Consider the following 18018-nt stretch of genomic DNA (forward strand, 5'->3'; position numbering starts at 1 on the left):
CGCCGCCACCAAGCCCGAGCCCGCCGCTCCCACTACGCACGACGACTCAGCGCCGAGCTTCAGCCATGATCCCGAACGGCGGCTGCCGTACTAGAAGCCGCGCAGCCGCAGCAGCTCTTCGTAGACGTCGGCGGGGTGCGCGTTGAGGTCGTACCGGCTGAGCAGGAACAAATGCTCGCCCGCGTCGATTTCGAGCAGCTCGCTGCGCATGCCGCCGCGGGAGCGGGCGTCGACCCGCATCCGCTCCACCTGCGCCCAGTCGAGCCGGCGGCGCCCCGCGTAGCCGCTGACGACGGTGATCCCGTCGAGGTCCGCGGCGAGCCGGACGGGCGCGACGACGTCACGCAACGCATAGACGCCGAGGATGGCCGCGGCGATCAGCGCGGCGGCGAGCGCCCGGCGGTCGCCGGCGGCGAAGAAGCCCGCGAGCAGCAGGCCGATCGCCGCACAGCCTTTCAGCGCCGTGAACCCCTTCGACACCCGCCACCGCAGGTCGGTGCCGGTCCCGGCCGGCTGCGGTGTCGAGGCGGAGAAGGCGCCGCTGCGGATGTCCATGCGACCAGCATGCGCTATTTCGTCTTCGTGATCGAGGTGGCGGTGACCGTACCGTCGGCGTTCTGGCCGACGATCGTCACGCTGGAGCCGGCGGTGAGGTCCTTCAGCGCGCCGGGCGTCGAGACGGTGGTCGTCCCGCTGGTCTTCACGATCAGCGTCTGGCCGTCGGCGGTCTCCACATAGACGGTCGTGCCGTCGACGAGCTTGACGGTGCCCGTGATCCCGCCGCCGCGGGTCCCGGTCTGCGCCCCGGTGCCGGCCTGGCCTCCGTTGTTGAACCCGCCGCGGCCCGCGAACTGGCTGGCCAGGGCGGCCGGGTTGGCGCCGCCGCCGGGCCCGCCGGTCGCGGCCGGCGCGGTCCCGTAGCTCTTCTGCACCTGCGCGCCGCCGACGAAGCCCGCGACCAGCAGCGCCAGCCCGGCCAGGACGAACGTGGCGCGGTTGGCCAGCCGGCGGGGCGCCGCCTTGGTGATCCGCTCGTTCAGGTCGTCGTCGAGCGGCTGCGCGAGAAGGTCGTCCGACTCGTCGAAGAGCACCGGTTCAAGGATCTCCGTGTCCGAATTGTCGACCTCGTCGATCGAGGTGGACGCGTTCGGCCGGCGAAAGGCGTGGCTCACAGGAATCTCCTCGTCGACTGCCGTGCGGGGTGGACCGGGTTGCGGTGCCCGCGGGGGGTCAGGCACCGCAACCCGGACCGGCCCGCGCGGGCGGGCCCGTCCAAAAAGTGCCTACTCATACCGCAGCGCTTCGATCGGGCGCAGGCCCGCCGCCCGGCTGGCCGGGTAGCTGCCGAAGAACAGCCCGATCGCGACCGAGAACCCGAGCGCCAGGAAGACCGAGCTGGGCACGATGACGGGCTGGATGCTGACGATGGTGAAGCGGCTGCCGATCACCGCGGCGGCGACGCCCAGCAGCCCGCCTATCAGGCTGAGCACGGTCGCCTCGACCAGGAACTGGGTCAGGATCGTGCGCTTCGGCGCGCCGAGCGCCTTGCGGATGCCGATCTCCCGGGTCCGCTCGGTGACGGTGACCATCATGATGTTGGTGATGCCGATCCCGCCGACCAGCAGGCTGATCCCGGCGACGGCGCCGAGCAGCAGGGTGAAGGTCTCCGCGGTGTTCGCCCGGGTCTCCAGCAGCTGCGAGGCGTTCTGGATGCGGTACGCGCTGGTGCTCGACCCGGTGATGTTGAGCTTGGCGTTGAGGATCGCGGTCACCTCGCTCTGCGCGTCGGTGACGTCCTCCGGCGAGGTGGCCTGGATCAGCAGCTGGTTCAGCGAGCCGTAGCCGGTCAGCGACTCCTGCACCGCGCTGACTGGCGCGATCGCGACGTCGTTCGGGTCGGTGAAGCCCGTGCCGCCCTTGTCGCCGAGCACCCCGACGACGGTGAAGAGCTTGCCGGCGACGGTGACCTGCTTCGACAGCGGGTCGACGGTGCCGAAGAGCTCCTCGGCGACGGTCTTGCCGATCACGACGACCTTGCGGGAGTCCTTGACGTCCTCGGCGGTGAAGAGCGCACCCTTGTCGACCTTGAAGTTCGAGGCCGCGACCCAGCCCGGGTACGTGCCGACGAACTGCGCGATCGTGTGGTCGGTGCCCTCGTAGGTGGCCGACTGGGAGCCGGTGACGACCGGCGAGACGCTGCGCACGTGCGGCGCCTCGGTCTTGTCCTCAAGGGCCGGCACGAGGTCCATGTTGAGGGCGGTGCTCGTCGTCGAGGCCGCGCCGCGGGCGCCGCCGCCACCGCCGGCGGTGACCGTCAGCGTGTTGGTGCCCAGCGCCTCGATCTGTTTCTGGACCGCCTGCGCGGAGCCGTTGCCGACCGCGACGAGCAGGATGACCGCGGCGACGCCGATGAGGATGCCCAGCACGGTGAGGCCGGAGCGGAGTTTGTTGGCGGTGATCGCCCGCAGGGCGAAGACGACGTTCATTTCAGCCGCTCATCCTGGACGATGTGTCCGTCGACGAGCCGGATCAGTCGCTTCGCCCGCTCGGCGACGTCCGGCTCATGGGTGATCAGCACGATCGTCCGTCCCGACGCGCTGAGCCGGTCGAAGACGGCCAGGACGTCGTTGGTGGACTGCGTGTCGAGGTTGCCGGTCGGCTCGTCGGCGAGGACGAGCGCCGGCGCGGTGACCAGCGCCCTGGCGACCGCGACCCGCTGCTGCTGGCCGCCGGAGAGCTGGTTGGGCTCGTGGTCGGCACGATCGGCGAGACCGACCATGGCGAGCGCGAGGTTGGCCCGGCGGCGGCGCTCGGCGCCCTTGACCCCCGCGTAGGCGAGCGGCAGCTCGACGTTGGCGAGCGCCGTCGTCCGCGCGATGAGGTTGAACGCCTGGAACACGAAGCCGATCCGCCGGTTGCGCACGAGCGCGAGCTGCCGGTCGTTGAGCCGGCTCACGTCGACGCCGTCGAGGAGGTACTTGCCGGTCGTCGGGATGTCGAGGCAGCCGAGGATGTTCATCAGCGTCGACTTGCCGGATCCCGACGAGCCCATGATCGCCACGTAGTCGCCGCGCTCGACGGTGAGCGACACCCCGCGCAGGGCCTGGACCTCGGTCTCGCCCTGCCCGTAGATCTTCTTGACCCTCTGCACGTCCAGTACCGGGTGCATGGCTGGCGCTCCCATCAGTTGCCCGGGCGGGCGCCGCCGCCACCGCCGGGGAAGCCGCCTCCGCCGCCGGGGAAGTTGCCACCGCCGCCGCCGGGGAACTGGTTGGTGGTGCCGGTCGTGGAGTTCGTCGTGGTCGTGGTGATCACGACCTGCTCGCCGGCGGTGAGGCCGGACTTGATCTCCACGAACGAGCCGCCGGTGATGCCGACCTCGACGGTCCTGGTCTCCACCTGACCGTTGACCTGCACCTCGACCGTGCGCTGGCCGCCGGCCGTGCGCAGGGCCGCGGTCGGGATGCGCACCGCGTTCTGCGCCTCGGCGATCGTCACGACCGCGGTGGTGCTCTGCCCGAGCCGCACCCCCTCGGGCAGCGTGTCCAGCCCGATGACCACCGCGTAGGAGTTGACGTTGTTGCTGGTCGTGGCGGTCGGCGAGATCGAGCTGACCTTGCCGGTCGCGCGGGTGCCGCTCAGCGCGCTCCAGCTGATCTCAGCGGTCTGCCCGGCCTTGAGCTTGGTCGCGTCGGCCTCGGCGAAGCTGGCGTTGATCTGCAGCTTGGTGAGGTCGGCGAGCTGGATGAAGCCCGAAGAGCCGCTGCTGCTGGATCCGGTCGCTCCGGTACCGCCGGACGACGACGACCCGGACGAGCCGGACGAGGATCCGACCGCGCCGTTGACGGCCGTGACGGTGCCGGCGATCGGGGCGGTCAGGACCGTGCCGTTGACCGTCGTCTGCGCCGAGGTGACGCTGGCCTGCGCGGTGGCGACCTGGGCCTCGGCGGACGCGATCGTGGCGTCGTCGGCGCTGTTGTTCTCCGCCCGCGTGAGCGCCGCCTTCGCCGCGGTCAGGTTGGCCTTGGCCGTGTTCAGCGACGCGTTCGCGGCCGTCGGGTCGATCTTGGCGAGGACCTGGCCCTTGGTGACCACGTCGCCGACCTTCACGTCGACCTCGGTGACGGTGCCCGAGGCGGCGAAGTTGGCGTTGGCGGTCGCGGAGCTGGCCACCGATCCGGACGCCGACACCGTCTGCGACACCGTGCCCTGCGTCGCCGCGACGACCCGGGTCCGGGTGCTGGTCTGCGAGGCCTGCGCCTCGGCCGGACCGGACACGATCTGGTAGGCCCAGAGCCCACCGCCGACCGCGGCGACCGCGAGCGCGGCGTTGATCAGGCCCACGGAGTTGAGCCGTGGCAGAGACGGCAGCGACAAACGCATGAGGGGAATCGTGGAGCGTGCCGCTCGGAGCGACCCTCAGCTTCCCTCGGAGTTACCTCGGAATCTGGTTTCCTCGGCTTCGTCGGAAAAGTCCTCGCTGAAATCGGGCTCGTCCAACGCCGGGAGCAGCACGCGGAAGCGCGCGCCCTCGCCGGGTGCCGTCCACAGCTCGACCCGCCCGCCGTGTGCCTGCACGATCGCCGCGACGATGGCCAGGCCGAGACCGGCGCCGCCGTGCCGGCGCGAGCGGGAGCCTTCCGCGCGGTACAGGCGCTCGAACACGCGGGCGGCGTCGTCCTGCTTCATGCCGGGCCCGGTGTCGCTGACCTCGATCGCGGCGAGCGGCCCTTCCAGCGGAGCCCCGATCGCGGCGGTCGGCGGCGGCCCGCCGGGGGTGGCCCGACCGACCCGCACGACCACCCGAGTGTCCTCGGGCGTGTGCTGCAGGGCGTTGCTGACCAGGTTGGCGACGACCTGCCGGATGCGTGCCTCGTCGCCCTCCACGGTCACCGGCTCGAAGGTCACCGACCGGTCGTCCAGCGCCGACAGTTGCACGAATCGCGTCGGTACCCGCACGTGGGCGTCCCTGACGGAGTCGGCGGCGACGGCGAGCAGGTCGACGGGGTGCAGCTGCAGCGCCCGCTCCTCGTCCATCCGGGCCAGGGTCAGCAGGTCGTTGACGAGCAGCCGCATCCTGCTCACCTCGGCCTCGATGCACTCCATCGCCTCGTCGAGCGCGGGTCCGGGCGGGGCACCGCCGCGCCGGTACAACTCGGCGAAACCCTGCACCGAGGTCAGCGGCGTCCTCAGCTCGTGCGCGGCGTCGGCGAGGAACTGGCGCAGCCTGCGCTCCGACTCGGCGCTGTCGTCGACGGCCTCCTCGATCCGGGTCAGCATCGTGTTGAGCGCGATGCCGAGCCGCCCCGACTCGGTGTGCGGGTCGGCGTCGACGATCCGGCTCGACAGGTTGCCGTCCGCGATCTCGACCGCCGTCTCCTCCATGCGGGTGAGTGGGCTCAGGCCGACCCGGACCAGCGACGCGGTCGCGAACCCGGCGAACCCGAGCACGATCAGGCTCACCAGCAGCGAATACTGCAGCATCCGGTCGCGGGTCTCCTGGATCTCGACCAGGGAGACCGCGTTCGCGCCGTAGCCGGTGCCCATCTGGGCGGGCAGCGGGAACACGATGACCCGCCAGTCCTCGCCGGTCGGGCTGGTGACCGTGAACGGCTTCGGGTCCTCGGACCGCTGCCGGATGTCGCCGAAGAGCGCCGGGTCCAGCACGACGGTCTGCGGCTCCTTGAGCTTGCCGGCGCTGTCGAAGCGGTAGATCTGATACAGCGGCCCGGGGAAGAACTCGCCGTTGAACCGGTCCCGGCGGGTGCCCGCGTACGGAGCGCTGGGATTGGGGCTGGGACTGACGCCGGGGCTGGCGCCCGCGTTCGGGTTCCGGCCGGCGAACGCGGGCGGGCGCGCCGAATGCTCCAGCTGGTCGTCGATGCGCTGCATCAGATACCAGTTGAGCAGCCCGACCCCGATCGCGTTCGCGGCGATGAGCGCGACCCCGGCCAGGGCCACCACGGAGACGACGATCCTGGTCCGGACCGTCCACTGCCGCCAGGGTCTCATTTTTGCGGTAGGCGCAGCGCGTAGCCGACCCCGCGGACCGTGTGGATCAGCGGCGGGTCCCACTTGTCGACCTTGCGGCGCAGGTAGTAGACGTACGACTCGACGATGCGCCCGTCGCCGCCGAAGTCGTAGTTCCAGACGCGGTCGAGAATCTGCGCCTTGCTGACCACCCGGCCGGCGTTCGTCAGCAGGTACCGCAGCAGGTTGAACTCGGTCGGGGACAGGTCGACCCGGTGGCCGCCGCGGCGCACCTCGTGGGCGTCCTCGTCCATCTCCAGGTCCGCGTAGCGCAGCACCCCGCCGTCGACGAGCTGCTGCTGATCGCCCAGGCTGCGCCGCAGGATCGCCCGGATCCGCAGCACGACCTCCTCCAGGCTGAACGGCTTCGCCACGTAGTCGTCGGCGCCGACCGTCAGGCCCGAGATCCGGTCCTCCACCGAGTCGCGGGCGGTCAGGAACAGCACCGGCACGGGCCGGTTGCCGCCGCGCAGCCGCTGCGCCACCTCGAAGCCGTCCAGGTCCGGCATCATCACGTCGAGCACGACCAGGTCGGGGGCGAAGTCCGCGGCGGCCGCGAGGGCCTCCCGCCCGCCCGTGGCGACCTTGACGTCGAAGCCCGTGAGCCGCAGCGTCGCCGACAGCAGGGCACGGATGCTCGCCTCGTCGTCCACGACGAGGACCTTCGGCAGCGGCAGGCCGCTCGGCGGTAGTGCGGTCATCGGCTCCATCGTCACTGGCCTGCTGTCAGGATTTCGTCGCCTTCGGCAAGTCCGCTCTTGATCTCGGTGTTGACGTCGCCGCGCAGACCCGTCTCGACGGCGCGCGCCTCGTCCCGCCCGTTGACCCTCACCACGACTTTGCCGTCGTGCACAGCGGTGGAGGGCACCGACAGCACGCCGTCCGCGGATGCGGTGACCACTGCGACAGTAGCGCTCTGGCCGTACAGCAGCGTGTCCGGCACCTTGTCGAAGGCGATCAGCGCCGCGTAGCGCACCAGCCGGTTGGACACGGTGCCCGCCGGGTCGATCTGGATGACCTTGCCCTCGTACTTGGCGCTCGCGTTGTCCGGCAGCGTGATCCGCGCGACCTGGTCGAGCTTCAGGTGCGCCACCTCCGCCTCGGTGAACTGCGCCTTGACCACGACGTCGCCGGTGCCGGCGAGCGTGATGACGCTCGAGCCGGCGTTGGAGCCGACCGTGCCGTTCACCGCGAGGATCTTCCCGGCCACCGGAGCGGTGATCACGGTGCCGGCGAGTTTGGCGTTGGCCTGGGTCAGGGTGAGCTTGGCGTTGTTCAGCCGCTGCTGCGCGGAGAGGAGGTTGTCGGAAGCGTTCTGCACGGAGTTGCCACCGCCGGCGCCCTGCTGCTGGCCGCCCCCGGGTGCCCGGCTCGCCGACGCGGACGCCGACGGGGTGCTGGTCGCGCTCGCCTGCGCGGTCTCGGCGCGGTCGAGGGCGTCCTCGGCGCTGTCGACGCTCTCCTGCGCGGCGTCCACCGACTCCTGCGCGGAGGTCGCGTCGATGCGGGCCAGGACCACGCCTGCGGCGACCTCGTCGCCGGGCTTGACGTTGAGCTCGGTCAGTGTGCCGCTGCTGGAGAACCCGAGCGTGCGGCTCTGCTGTGCCTGCACGGTCCCCGACGCCGAGACCGTCGTCGAGACCGGTCCTCGGGTCACCTTCGTCGTGCTCGCCTTCGCCGGCGCGGCCTGCTCGCCGCCCGTCAACATGACACCCACGACAACCGCGACCGCGAGCACGGCGGCCCCTCCGGCCAGCCACCAGACCTTCATGCCTGCAAGTGGACCGGTCCCGGCTCCCCGTCAGCTCGACCGGACCTCAAAGTTGGCTGGGAAGGCGTTATTACCGAATTTTGAGGTCCAGCCCACGGGGCGTCGAGGTTCGGGTCGTTGCATGGCGCGAGTGATGAACAAGCGGATCGGTGGCGCCGCCCTCGCGTTCGCCGCGGTGGCGGTCTTCGCCACAGCCTGCGGATCGTCGGACGCCGCGGCGCCGGCGACGGTCGCCTCTGGCGGCACCGACTATGCGTCGTGCCTGCGCGAAAACGGCGTCAACCTGCCGCAGATGAACGGCTCGGGCCGCCCCACCGCCCGGCCGTCCGGCAACCCCTCCGGTCGCCCGACCGCGTTCCCGTCGGGGCAGCCGCGCCCGTCCGGCAGCGGTGGCTTCCGCGGTGGCGGTGGCGGCTTCTTCGGTACGGCGGCGCCCGACGGCGTCGACCAGCAGACCTGGGAGAAGGCGCAGAAGGCGTGCGCGTCACTGCGCCCGACCGCGTTCCCCGACGGCGGTCCCGGCGGCGGCAACGGCAACGGCGGGGGTGGCGGCCGCGACGCCGCGTACCGCAACTGCCTGACCGAGCACGGCGTCACCGTCAGCGGCCCGGTGGACCAGCTCGACACCGCCGACGCGAAGGTCGCCGCCGCCGTGACCGCCTGCGCGCCCCTCAAGCCCAGCCCTCGCCCGTCCACCTCGTAACACCGGACAGGGTGTGCGCCGGTCTTGCGGTCGTGGTGGTGGCAAAAGGGACACTGTGGGAGCGTCCCGGCACTACGCCCGCAAGATCGGCGCCAAATCGGATCGCCGACGCGTGTCGCTGAGCGCGAACCCTCGTTGCCTTCGGTATGGAGACGCTGGACACCTTCTCGTGCACCTTCCTGCCGGCCACGGCACTGGCGAAGCTGTCCCCCGCAACCATCCGCCGCCACGTGCAGGTGCTGCGCGGCTGCGCGGGCGACCGCGATTCGGTCGCCGTCGTCGCCCGCTGCACGTCCCGCGCCACCCGCCGCAGCGTGCTGATGCTGACCCGCAACCGGCTCGTGATCACCACCGAGTCGCCGCTGCTGCGCCGGGTGTCGCTGCACCTCAACGCCGACCTGCACCAGCTCGCCGACGTCACGTGGACCCCGGAGCCCGGCCGCGCCGGCATCCAGCTCGGCGTGACCGCCATCGACGGCGTCCGCGAGAACGTGTGGGTCCGGCTGCCGGACAAGGTCGAGATGTGGCGCCTCGACGAGGCCCTCAAGCAGGCCTTCCGCACCCCGTTCGGGGTGGTCGCGGCGGCTTCGAGCCAGCGGGTCCCGGCGCTGGCCCGAGCGGTGCTGCGCTTCGCCTAGCGAAGGAATCGGTCCACCCCCTGCCGCCTGCGCTGGCGTGCCACGACCGAGGGTGAACCGATCGATATTCTTGTATCCGATAGATCGCAGATCCAAACATCACCCGAACACCGCGGAGCCCGTGACAGCGGCAGAATGGGGCGGTGGATCAGGGCAAGGGGCTGGTGCTGGTCGTCGAGGACGAGCGGCCGATCGCCGACCTGCTGCGCATGTATCTGGCGCGCGAAGGCTTCGGGGTGCACGTCGAGCACGACGGCACCGCCGGGCTGGCCGCGGCGCGGAAGCTGCGGCCGGTCGCGTGCGTGCTCGACATCGCGTTGCCCGGCCTCGACGGCACCGAGATCTGCCGGCGGCTGCGGGAGGCCGGCGACTGGACGCCAGTGCTGTTCCTGACCGCGCGGGACGACGAGGTCGACCGGATCCTGGGGCTGGAGCTCGGCGGCGACGACTACGTGACCAAGCCCTTCAGCCCGCGGGAGCTGGTGTCACGGGTCAAGGCGGTGCTGCGCCGCACGCAGGGGCCGCCGGACGTCGAGCAGGTCCGCACCGTCGGGCCGGTGACCCTCGACCCGGCCCGCCGGGAGTGCCGGGTGGACGGCGAGCTCGTGGTGCTGACGTCGACGGAGTTCGCGCTGCTGGCACACCTGATGAACCGGCCCGGCCGGGTGTTCACCAGGGAGGAGCTGCTCGGCTCGGTGTGGGGATACGCCGCGCACTCGGGGACGCGGACGGTGGACGTGCACGTGGCGCAGGTGCGCGGCAAGCTCGGCGACGCGGCGAACGTGCTCAGGACGGTGCGGGGTGTCGGGTACACCGCGGGTGCTTAAGTCCATCGTCGGGCGCAGCGCGCTGGTGACCTGCGCGGTCGCCATCATCTCGGTGCTGGTCACCGCGCTCGTCGGGGCGCCGCTGGCCATCAAGGAGGCGAACACGTCGGCGCGGACCCGGCTCGCCGACGAGGCGACGCTGACCGCGGAGCTGCTGCGCCCCCGGTTCAACACCGCCAAGAGCGCCGACGAGCAGGTGATCGTCAAGCGGCTACGGGCCCGCGGGATCGAGGTCTACCTGATCCGGGCCGGTCAGCCGGACCGGGAGGGGCTACCCGAAGGGGTGGTCAAGACGGTCGGGGCCGGCCGCCAGGTGCCGGTCCGCCGGGCGATGGTCGACAAGAAGGTCCAGCTGCTGGTGGGCCGGCCGATCGGCAACGCCGGCAACGGGGTCGTGCTGACCGAGGAGCCGCCGTCGGGGACGCTGGCCCGGCTGTGGGGGCAGTTGTGGATCGCCCTGCTGGCCGGGCTGGCGGCTGGACTGCTGGCCGGCGTGCTGCTGGCACGGAGGATCGCGCGTCCCATCCGTACCGTGGCGGCGGCGGCGAACCGGCTCAGCGCCGGAGACCGGACCGTCACCCTCGACGCCCGCGGCCCGACCGAGGTCGCGGACCTGGCGCACGCGGTCAACGCGCTGACGGCGGCCCTGGCCACGAGCGAGGGGCGGGAGCGGGAGTTCCTGCTGTCGGTGTCGCACGAGCTGCGGACCCCGCTGACGACGATCCGTGGCTACGCGGAGGCGCTCTCGGACGGCGTGGTCGGTCCTGACGGGGCGCAGCGGGCCGGGCAGACGGTGCTCGACGAGGCGGAGCGGCTGGACCGGTTGATCGCGGACCTGCTGGTGCTGGCCCGGCTGGAGGCCGCGGACCTGCCGATCGAGGTGGTCGACGTGGACCTGACCCAGCTGGTGGCGACGACGGCCGAGGCGTGGGGCGGGCGGCTCGCGGCGGCCGGGTTGCCGCTGCGCACGGAGCTGCCGCCGATGCCGGTGCCGACGCGCACCGATCCGGGCCGGATCCGGCAGATCGTCGACGGGCTGCTGGAGAACGCGCTGCGGGTCGTGCCGTCGGGGGCGCCGGTCGTGCTGGCGCTGGTGTGGCGGGCCGGCGCGGCCTCGATCGAGATCCGGGACGGCGGGCCGGGCTTCACCGACGACGACCTGGCGGTGGCGTTCGAGCGTGGGGCGCTGTCGCGGCGGTACCAGGGCGAGCGGAAGGTCGGCAGCGGGCTGGGACTGGCGCTCGCGGCGCGGATGTCGCGGCGGCTCGGCGGCGGCATCGAGGCCGGTCACGCCCCCGAGGGCGGAGCGCGCTTCACGGTGACGATCCCGCTGTGACGCACGGTTTGGGCCGGGTGATCGGAGGTAGAGCACCCGTCAGCCCAGTTCGAGGAGGTTCCCCCGATGCGACGCTCACGGATAGGCCTGCTGGTCAGCGCCGTGATCCTGCTGGTCATCGGCTCCCTGCCGGGGGTCGCTCTGGCGGATCCCACGCCGTCGGAGCAGACCAGCCAGCACGACATGCTCTCAAGTGTGCTGCACGGTGAAGGCATCGTGCAGACGAAGAAAGGCCCGGTCCGGGTCGCCATGCAGAAGGGCACGGCGACGGCCGCCACGGACACGTCGCTGACGATCAAGTCGGCGGACGGCTACACGAAGACGTGGACCCTGGACAAGAACGTCAAGGTGTTCGACAAGCGCGAGAGCCTGCAGCCCGAGGCCTTGCAGGCGGGCACCGAAGTGGTGGTCGGCGGCCCGATCACGATGAACGGCGCGACGGCGGGTGCGACGGCGACGCCCAACACGACCTACACGGCGCAGGTCGTGCTGGTGCAGTCCATGCCCAGCGCTCCGGCTGGCTCGCCGGCCGGTACTCCAGCCGGCTCGCCGTCTTAGACCCGCAACTCCGCGATACAGCACTTCACGCTGCCACCGCCCTTCTTGAGTTCGGTCAGTTCCACCGGGACCGGCACGTAGCCGGCCTGGCGCAGCTTTGCCGCGAGGGCGGTGGCTTCGCTGTTGAGGACCACGTGGCGGCCGTCGGAGACGAGGTTGAGCCCGAAGGACAGCGCGTCCTCCTCGTCGGCGACGACCGCGTCCGGGAAGAGCTGCGCGAGCACCCGCTGCGACGCGGCGGAGAACGCGCCCGGGTAGTAGACGATCGTGCGGTCGTCCAGCGACGCCAGCGCCACGTCCAGGTGGTAGAAGCGGGGGTCGACCAGGCGCAGCGAGATCACCGGCCGGCCGAGCGCCTCCTGCGCCTCTGAGTGCGCGCTCGCCTCGGTCCGGAAGCCGTGCCCGGCGAGGATCACGCCGCCGCCGAGGGCGTCGGGCAGGTAGGCGAAGTCGCCCTCGCCCTCGTTGGTCTCCGCGGGCGCGACGAACTTCCAGCCGTGGTTGTCGTAGAACCGCCGGTGCGCGACCGCCTCGGCGATGCGCTGCGGGTATTTGAACCGCGCGCCGTAGACGACGCCGTCGACGCTGAACGCGCCGTTGGCCGCGTAGACCATGTCCGGCAGGCCGATCTCCGGTGGCAGCACGTGCACCTGGTGGCCGAGCCGGACGAGGGTCTCGCGCAGGCCCTCCCACTGCTTCAGGGCGAGCTCGGTGTCGACCGGCGTGGACACGTCCATCCACGGGTTGATCGCGTATTCCACCACGAAGTGCTCAGGTGGTGACATCAGGTAGGTGCGCTCTCGCGGCAGCCGCTCGACGTGGGTCACGAGATCAAACGGTAGATTTGCTGGGTTGTACAAAACAGCTAAAAAACTTGCTTTCGAGGAGGGAAACGTTGCGCCTCGACCCGATCGACCAGCAGATCATTGCGTTGCTCCAAGAAGACGCCCGCTCATCGTATGCCGACATCGGATCCCAGGTGGCGCTGTCCGCACCGGCCGTCAAGCGACGCGTCGACCGCCTTCGATCGACGGGAGTGATCCGGGGCTATACGGCGCTCGTCGACCCCGACGCGCTGGGCTGGACGACCGAGGCGTTCGTCGAGCTGTTCTGCACCGGGCGCACCTCGCCGCAGCAGCTGCGGGACGCCGCGAAGCGGCACTCGGCGGTCGTCGGCGCCTACACGATCTCCGGTGAGGCCGACGCCCTCGTGCACCTGCGGGCCGTCGACATGGCGGGCCTCGAGGAGGCGCTCGAGCGGCTGCGCGCCGAGCCCTTCGTGACGTCGACCCGCAGCATGATCGTCCTGTCCAGGCTGGTCGAGCGGCTCGCGCCGAAAGTCGTCACCGGGCCGGGAACCGGATCGACACCCGCCACGTCCTAGCACGCATGAGACGCTCGGTCGCCGCGTTGAGTGCGTTGTGTTTCGTTGTCGCCGGTTGTACTGGTGGCGGATCACCTCGGCCCGCGTCGTCGCCGGCGGTGCCCGGGCCGGCGCCGGCATTCAAGCTGGTCGCCTTCGACTCGTGCGAGGAGCTGCTGCAGTCGCTGCGGGGCGCCGCGGCGGCCGCGGTCGGGCCGTGGGGCTTCGCCGCCATGGGCGGCATGTGGCGCGGCGGCGCGGTCGCGGACAGCCGCGCGGGGATGCAGGGCGACACCAGCATGCTCAACAAGGGCGCGGCGCCGGCGGCCGGGCAGGAGTATTCGGGCACCAACAACCATGAGGCCGGGGTCGACGAGCCCGATCTCGTGAAGACCGACGGCAAGCGGATCGTGACGCTCGCGCACGGGTCTCTCAAGGTCGTCGACGTGGCGACCCGCGCCGTCTCGGGGTCGCTCGAGCTCGGCAGCGCCGACGACGCCAACGGCAAGCGCGCCGTCAACGTCACCGAGCTGCTGCTGGCCGGCGACCGCGCCCTCGTGCTGGGCTACGACTACAAGTCCGACTTCGACGGGAAGCCAGGCGTCGCGGGCGCGCAGATGACGCTCGTCGACCTCGCGGGCGCGCCGAAGGTGGTCGGCCGCTTCACGATCGAGGGCGGCCTGCTCGACGCCCGGCAGGTCGGCGGCACCGCCCGGGTCGTCGTGGCGTCCCGTCCGCAGGTGGCCTTCCCCGACGCGTCGAAGTTCGACAGCGACGAGGCGCGGATCGCGGCGAACCGGTCGGCGGTCAACGCCGCGCCCGTCGACGCATGGCTGCCGCGGTGGACCGCGACGGATGCCGCCGGCAAGCGCACCGAGGGTCGCGTCGACTGCGGCGCGGTGAGCCGGCCCGCCACCTACTCGGCGACGTCGATGCTCACGGTGCTGACGTTCGACCTGGCCGGGGCGGCGCTCGGCGGTGGCGACCCGGTGTCGGTCGTGGCCGACGGCGACACGGTGTATGCCAACGGGCCCAGCCTGTACATCGCCAACGACCAGCGCTGGCGGGTCATGTCGGTCAGAAAGACCGCGTCCCCTCCCGCTCCCGTGACGCAGGTCTTCAGATTCGACATCAGCGGCGCGGGAAAGCCGCGCTTCGTGGCGTCGGGTGAGGTGCCGGGCTGGCTGCTCAACCAGTATTCGATGTCCGAGTGGGACGGTCATCTGCGCATCGCGACCACCAACTCGCTGGACAACACGACATCGTCGGCGGTCTACGTGCTCCGGCTGAACGGTGGCCGGCTGACCCAGGTCGGGAAGGTCGACGGCCTCGGGAAGGGTGAGCGGATCTACTCGGTGCGCTTCATCGGCACGGCCGGTTACGTGGTCACGTTCCGGCAGACCGACCCGCTGTACACGCTCGACCTGCGCGATCCTTCGGCACCGAAGGTCGTCGGGGAGCTGAAGATTCCGGGGTATTCCGCGTATCTCCACCCGGCCGGCGACGGGCGGCTGCTGGGTCTGGGGCAGGACGCCAACGCGCAGGGCCGCGTGCAGGGGCTGCAGGTGTCGTTGTTCGACGTGCGGGACCCGGCGCATCCTTCGCGGGTGGCCCAGCACCAGCGCAAGGGCGGCAGCTCGGAGGCCGAATACGATCCCCACGCGTTTCTGTTCTGGCAGCCGCTTGGGCTGCTCGCGGTGCCGGTCTGGACCGACCGGCAGCCGAGCGTGCTGGTGCTGAAGGTGGGCGACACGGCGATCACCGAGGCGGGTGCGATCACCCACCCCGGTCGCTACACGATGATCCGTCGTTCGCTGATCGTCGGCGGCACCCTCTGGACCCTGTCTGACCAGGGCCTGAAGGCGACCGACGCGGCAACCCTGGCCGAACAGGCCTGGATCGCGCTATAGGACGATTTTTCGGTTCTATACCTTTACTTGCTCGGCTTACTTGGTCGGCGAGGCGACGACGTGCTGCACGAACGCACGCCACGCGGCCGCCTCGACGAAGATCTCGGGGCTGTTCGCGTCCTTCGAGTCGCGGATGCCGACGGCCCTGGGGTCGAGCAGCACCTCGACGCAGCCACTGGCCCCGCTACGCGTGCTCTTCCGCCACACAGTGCTCATGATCGTTCGTTGTCCCTTCGCGGAAATGCCCGGGCTACTCGTATTCGCGAATGGCCCGCTGAATGTATTCGAGTGTTTCGGCGTGACTCAGTGCCACCGTCCGCAACGATTCGAACGCCATCAGGTAGCGCCGGACCTCCTCCGGCCGGGTGCGGAACACCCCACCGGTCATACCGTCGCAATAGACGATCGACTGCTCCGTCGCGCCGGCGAACTCGAGAATGGTGAACACACCGTCGATCCCGCGGTGCGCACCAGCCTCGAACGGCACCATCTGCAGCGTCACCGTCGGTCTGTCGGCGATCTCCAGCAGCCTCATGAGCTGCCGTTTCATGACGCTGGTGCCGCCGACGGGCCGTTTGAGGACGGCCTCGTCGAGCACTGCCCAGATCCTCGGCGGCGGATCCCGGGTCAGGACCGCCTGCCGTGCCATCCGGACGCTGACCCGCTGATTCACCACATCGGGCCGCTCCCCGGCGGACACCGAATTGATGATCGCCCCGGCGTATTCCACGGTCTGCAACAAACCGTTGAGAATGACCGCGTCATAAATGAAGACGTCGGACGCCTCGGATTCGAACCCGATATACGTCTCATAGGCGCCGAGCAATGCCTCACCATACGCTTCCCACCACGCCCGCTGGCGGGACTGGGCGGCGAGAGCGGTGAGCCGGCTTCGATCGGCATCAGAGGTCTTGTAGAGGTCGAACAGCTTCGCCAGGTCCGGGTTGCGGACGCTGCTGTTGGCGGTCTCGATCCGGCTGACCTTGGATTCGGACCACTTGAGCTCGCCGGCAACCTCGGCGGCCGTCTTCCGGGCAGCCTCCCGCAACCGTCGCAGCTCTGCCCCGAGCTGGCGACGGAGCAGAGTCGGGCTCGGCTTCGACGACATCGTGCACACCGTACCGCATCGACGCACAAATACTGAGAACTTTCGGCACGGAGTTGCACTTGCATCTCCGAGCCACTTGATGCGCAATAGAGACAGAAGCTTACCGGTGAGACTGCATGATCCGCCTCACCCGGCGACGGCGACGCTAGAGCTTCTCCTGGACGGCGGCCGTCACCGTGGCCGGTTGCCGCCTCCTTTTTCGTCGCGTCAGCGTCCGCGATCCGGACGCCGACACAGCAGCAAGGAGCGCATCCCATGAGTTCCTACGCACCTCAGCGGCCTGTCATCCACTTCAACCAGCACGGGATCCTGGTGACCGACCGGATCTTCGCCACCGGCAGCAACCGCTACGAGATCGCTGAACTGACGCGTCCGACGCACGGCACCAGCGCCCTGCACCCTGGGGTCCGGGCCTGCATCGCGGTCGGGATCGCCAACGCCGTAGTCCTCGGCGTGGCGGCGACGACCGGCTCGGTCCCTGTCATCCTGGTCGCCCTGTCGGCGTTGCTGATCACCTGGATCGTGGGACTCGTCTACGCGCGCCGCTGGCCCCGGCAGCACATGCTGCTCGCCGACTACCGCGGCACGCAGGTCACCCTGCTGCGCACCCGGGACGTCGACCTCTTCGGCCGGGTGTCCCGGGCCCTGCGCCGCTCGTGTGGTCTCTAGCGTCCTGCCGGCTCAGAGATACATCCCCGTGCGCTCGCCCTCGACCTGCTTGGGGGCGTCATTCTCACCGAAGAAGCGCTTCCCGCCGAACTCGCCCTGCAGGCGGTCGTCGAGCTCGTCCGCGAGCCCGGTCATCACCTGCACGGCGAGCATCAGGTGGGTCGCCTGGAAGTCCCGGCCGAACACGGGCACCGACGCCCACACCGTGTCGTTGGTGCAATACAGGCGGCCGATCGGCATCCGGTTGGTGAGCTCGGACAGCTTCACGTAGAGCCGCTCGGTGGGCTCGATCTCGGTCAGGATCGGCGAGAACACGTCCACGAGCGGCGGGTTGTCCCGCACCCGGACGAACACCATCGCCGACCCGGACCGGATGCCGATGTCCCCGTCGGGGTCGATCGTCAGCTCTTCCGGCGTCGTCTTCATCAGCCGGGCGACGACCGTGATCACCTTGTCGTGCAGCGGCAGGTCGTCCTGCTCGTCGCCGGCCTGGGTGTGCTTGGCCCGCACCACGGCCACCGGCCCGTCACCGTCGGTCTCGACGATCGACGCGAGCGACCGCGCCACCCCGAGCGACGGCAGCGCCGCCACCAGGCCCTGCGCGTCGTGGGCGAGATAGGTGAGGAACGCGGGATGCGGCGTGCCATAGATGTCGCGCAAGGTCCGCATGATGAGCCGGCTGAGCTGCACGGCGTCGCTCTTCGGCACCCGGATCCCGAACGCCTCACCCGAACCGGGCACCACCCCCGGTGGCGACCACCCCAGCGCCACCGTCTGCGCGATCACGGTCCGGCCCAACCGGTAGGCCGTGGGCAGATCGGCGTTGCCGACCGCGGTCGCGGCGAGCATGTCGCCGTCCTCGCCGGTCACCTGCACCGAATAGATGGCGTCCCCGGTGCCCGACGCCGTCGGGTCGAGGGTCAGATCGAGCGTGGTGCCCGGGGCGAGCTGCCGCAGCGCGTCGACCAGGTGGCGCGCGAAGTCGCGCCAGGCCTCGGCAACCTTCTCCTTGAGGTCCCCGCCGATCGGGTCCTCGTCGTCGAACAGCGCTGCCTCGTAGTCCTGATCATCCGCCATGACCGCCTCCAATCCCCCCGGGCTCACC

Annotated in this window: 20 protein-coding genes; 8 read left to right on the forward strand and 12 right to left on the reverse strand. The window is 70.7% G+C overall.

Translation table 11 applies throughout. The annotated features are described in order from the left end of the window. Positions 1-90: 90 nt before the first annotated feature. From ACZ6TV_RS52215 to ACZ6TV_RS52250, 8 genes are all read right to left on the reverse strand, one after another. On the reverse strand, positions 91-555 hold the full coding sequence (locus tag ACZ6TV_RS52215) for a PH domain-containing protein (protein WP_465308680.1): 465 nt from the start codon (positions 553-555) through the stop codon (positions 91-93). 14 nt (positions 556-569) lie between these two features. Beyond that, entirely contained in the window at positions 570-1172 is a 603-nt protein-coding gene (locus ACZ6TV_RS52220; protein ID WP_465308682.1) for a hypothetical protein, read from the reverse strand. Positions 1173-1283: 111 nt separating this feature from the next. Further along, positions 1284-2486: an ABC transporter permease gene (locus ACZ6TV_RS52225; protein WP_465308684.1), complete on the reverse strand. Its 1203-nt coding sequence runs from the start codon at positions 2484-2486 to the stop codon at positions 1284-1286. Beyond that, complete coding sequence (locus ACZ6TV_RS52230; RefSeq protein WP_465308686.1) at positions 2483-3169, reverse strand: ABC transporter ATP-binding protein; 687 nt, start codon at positions 3167-3169, stop codon at positions 2483-2485. Before ACZ6TV_RS52230 ends, ACZ6TV_RS52225 begins: the two co-directional genes overlap by 4 nt. A gap of 14 nt (positions 3170-3183) precedes the next feature. Further along, on the reverse strand, positions 3184-4383 hold the full coding sequence (locus tag ACZ6TV_RS52235) for an efflux RND transporter periplasmic adaptor subunit (RefSeq protein ID WP_465308688.1): 1200 nt from the start codon (positions 4381-4383) through the stop codon (positions 3184-3186). Positions 4384-4419: 36 nt separating this feature from the next. Further along, a complete protein-coding gene (locus tag ACZ6TV_RS52240; protein WP_465308690.1) occupies positions 4420-6012 on the reverse strand; it encodes a sensor histidine kinase in 1593 nt (530 codons plus the stop codon). Beyond that, on the reverse strand, positions 6009-6731 hold the full coding sequence (locus ACZ6TV_RS52245) for a response regulator transcription factor (RefSeq protein ID WP_465308691.1): 723 nt from the start codon (positions 6729-6731) through the stop codon (positions 6009-6011). The genes ACZ6TV_RS52240 and ACZ6TV_RS52245 overlap by 4 nt, the downstream gene beginning before the upstream one ends. An 11-nt stretch (positions 6732-6742) precedes the next feature. After that, on the reverse strand, positions 6743-7801 hold the full coding sequence (locus ACZ6TV_RS52250; protein ID WP_465308693.1) for an efflux RND transporter periplasmic adaptor subunit: 1059 nt from the start codon (positions 7799-7801) through the stop codon (positions 6743-6745). 133 nt (positions 7802-7934) lie between these two features. Between ACZ6TV_RS52250 and ACZ6TV_RS52255 the strand changes: the two genes are divergently transcribed. The 5 genes from ACZ6TV_RS52255 to ACZ6TV_RS52275 all read left to right on the forward strand — a co-directional run bounded on the left by ACZ6TV_RS52255 (position 7935) and on the right by ACZ6TV_RS52275 (position 11863). After that, positions 7935-8504 carry a hypothetical protein gene (locus ACZ6TV_RS52255; RefSeq protein ID WP_465308695.1) on the forward strand — a complete coding sequence of 190 codons (570 nt, stop codon included), beginning with the start codon at positions 7935-7937 and terminating at the stop codon, positions 8502-8504. Between the two features lie 146 nt (positions 8505-8650). Further along, positions 8651-9142 carry a hypothetical protein gene (locus ACZ6TV_RS52260; protein WP_465308697.1) on the forward strand — a complete coding sequence of 164 codons (492 nt, stop codon included), beginning with the start codon at positions 8651-8653 and terminating at the stop codon, positions 9140-9142. 143 nt (positions 9143-9285) lie between these two features. Further along, on the forward strand, positions 9286-9969 hold the full coding sequence (locus tag ACZ6TV_RS52265; RefSeq protein ID WP_465308699.1) for a response regulator transcription factor: 684 nt from the start codon (positions 9286-9288) through the stop codon (positions 9967-9969). Continuing rightward, positions 9944-11305, forward strand: coding sequence for a sensor histidine kinase (locus ACZ6TV_RS52270; protein ID WP_465308701.1), 1362 nt, complete (start codon positions 9944-9946; stop codon positions 11303-11305). The genes ACZ6TV_RS52265 and ACZ6TV_RS52270 overlap by 26 nt, the downstream gene beginning before the upstream one ends. Positions 11306-11407: 102 nt before the next feature. Further along, entirely contained in the window at positions 11408-11863 is a 456-nt protein-coding gene (locus ACZ6TV_RS52275; protein WP_465308703.1) for a hypothetical protein, read from the forward strand. Here the strand turns inward: ACZ6TV_RS52275 and ddaH are convergent. After that, positions 11860-12690: a dimethylargininase gene (ddaH, locus tag ACZ6TV_RS52280; RefSeq protein WP_465308705.1), complete on the reverse strand. Its 831-nt coding sequence runs from the start codon at positions 12688-12690 to the stop codon at positions 11860-11862. The genes ACZ6TV_RS52275 and ddaH overlap by 4 nt on opposite strands. 68 nt (positions 12691-12758) lie before the next feature. On the opposite strand from ddaH, the gene ACZ6TV_RS52285 reads away from it, so the two are divergent. Together ACZ6TV_RS52285 and ACZ6TV_RS52290 are read left to right on the forward strand one after the other, a co-directional pair. Further along, positions 12759-13247, forward strand: coding sequence for an Lrp/AsnC family transcriptional regulator (locus ACZ6TV_RS52285; protein WP_465308707.1), 489 nt, complete (start codon positions 12759-12761; stop codon positions 13245-13247). A gap of 98 nt (positions 13248-13345) precedes the next feature. Continuing rightward, positions 13346-15136, forward strand: a complete 1791-nt coding sequence (locus tag ACZ6TV_RS52290) for a beta-propeller domain-containing protein (RefSeq protein WP_465308709.1) — start codon at positions 13346-13348, stop codon at positions 15134-15136. A 36-nt stretch (positions 15137-15172) separates the two neighbouring features. Here ACZ6TV_RS52290 and ACZ6TV_RS52295 read toward each other — a convergent pair whose 3' ends face one another. Beyond that, entirely contained in the window at positions 15173-15352 is a 180-nt protein-coding gene (locus ACZ6TV_RS52295) for a DUF397 domain-containing protein (RefSeq protein WP_465308711.1), read from the reverse strand. 34 nt (positions 15353-15386) lie between these two features. Beyond that, positions 15387-16244 carry a helix-turn-helix domain-containing protein gene (locus ACZ6TV_RS52300; RefSeq protein WP_465308713.1) on the reverse strand — a complete coding sequence of 286 codons (858 nt, stop codon included), beginning with the start codon at positions 16242-16244 and terminating at the stop codon, positions 15387-15389. A 255-nt stretch (positions 16245-16499) separates the two neighbouring features. Here ACZ6TV_RS52300 and ACZ6TV_RS52305 point away from each other — a divergent pair, with 255 nt between their 5' ends. Then, complete coding sequence (locus tag ACZ6TV_RS52305) at positions 16500-16913, forward strand: DUF6232 family protein (RefSeq protein ID WP_465308715.1); 414 nt, start codon at positions 16500-16502, stop codon at positions 16911-16913. Between the two features lie 12 nt (positions 16914-16925). Here ACZ6TV_RS52305 and ACZ6TV_RS52310 read toward each other — a convergent pair whose 3' ends face one another. Then, a complete protein-coding gene (locus ACZ6TV_RS52310; protein ID WP_465308717.1) occupies positions 16926-17990 on the reverse strand; it encodes a T3SS (YopN, CesT) and YbjN peptide-binding chaperone 1 in 1065 nt (354 codons plus the stop codon). Positions 17991-18018: the final 28 nt, after the last annotated feature.

It is taken from the genome of Dactylosporangium sp. NPDC051087, from assembly GCF_055586325.1.

Coding starts and splice junctions, on each gene's coding strand:
- ACZ6TV_RS52215 (WP_465308680.1), bottom strand. CDS start 555: ATGGACATCCGCAGCGGCGCCTTCTCCGCCTCGACACCGCAGCCGGCC.
- ACZ6TV_RS52225 (WP_465308684.1), bottom strand. CDS start 2,486: ATGAACGTCGTCTTCGCCCTGCGGGCGATCACCGCCAACAAACTCCGC.
- ACZ6TV_RS52230 (WP_465308686.1), bottom strand. CDS start 3,169: ATGCACCCGGTACTGGACGTGCAGAGGGTCAAGAAGATCTACGGGCAG.
- ACZ6TV_RS52235 (WP_465308688.1), bottom strand. CDS start 4,383: ATGCGTTTGTCGCTGCCGTCTCTGCCACGGCTCAACTCCGTGGGCCTG.
- ACZ6TV_RS52240 (WP_465308690.1), bottom strand. CDS start 6,012: ATGAGACCCTGGCGGCAGTGGACGGTCCGGACCAGGATCGTCGTCTCC.
- ACZ6TV_RS52245 (WP_465308691.1), bottom strand. CDS start 6,731: ATGACCGCACTACCGCCGAGCGGCCTGCCGCTGCCGAAGGTCCTCGTC.
- ACZ6TV_RS52250 (WP_465308693.1), bottom strand. CDS start 7,801: ATGAAGGTCTGGTGGCTGGCCGGAGGGGCCGCCGTGCTCGCGGTCGCG.
- ACZ6TV_RS52255 (WP_465308695.1), top strand. CDS start 7,935: ATGAACAAGCGGATCGGTGGCGCCGCCCTCGCGTTCGCCGCGGTGGCG.
- ACZ6TV_RS52260 (WP_465308697.1), top strand. CDS start 8,651: ATGGAGACGCTGGACACCTTCTCGTGCACCTTCCTGCCGGCCACGGCA.
- ACZ6TV_RS52295 (WP_465308711.1), bottom strand. CDS start 15,352: ATGAGCACTGTGTGGCGGAAGAGCACGCGTAGCGGGGCCAGTGGCTGC.
- ACZ6TV_RS52300 (WP_465308713.1), bottom strand. CDS start 16,244: ATGTCGTCGAAGCCGAGCCCGACTCTGCTCCGTCGCCAGCTCGGGGCA.
- ACZ6TV_RS52305 (WP_465308715.1), top strand. CDS start 16,500: ATGAGTTCCTACGCACCTCAGCGGCCTGTCATCCACTTCAACCAGCAC.
- ACZ6TV_RS52310 (WP_465308717.1), bottom strand. CDS start 17,990: ATGGCGGATGATCAGGACTACGAGGCAGCGCTGTTCGACGACGAGGAC.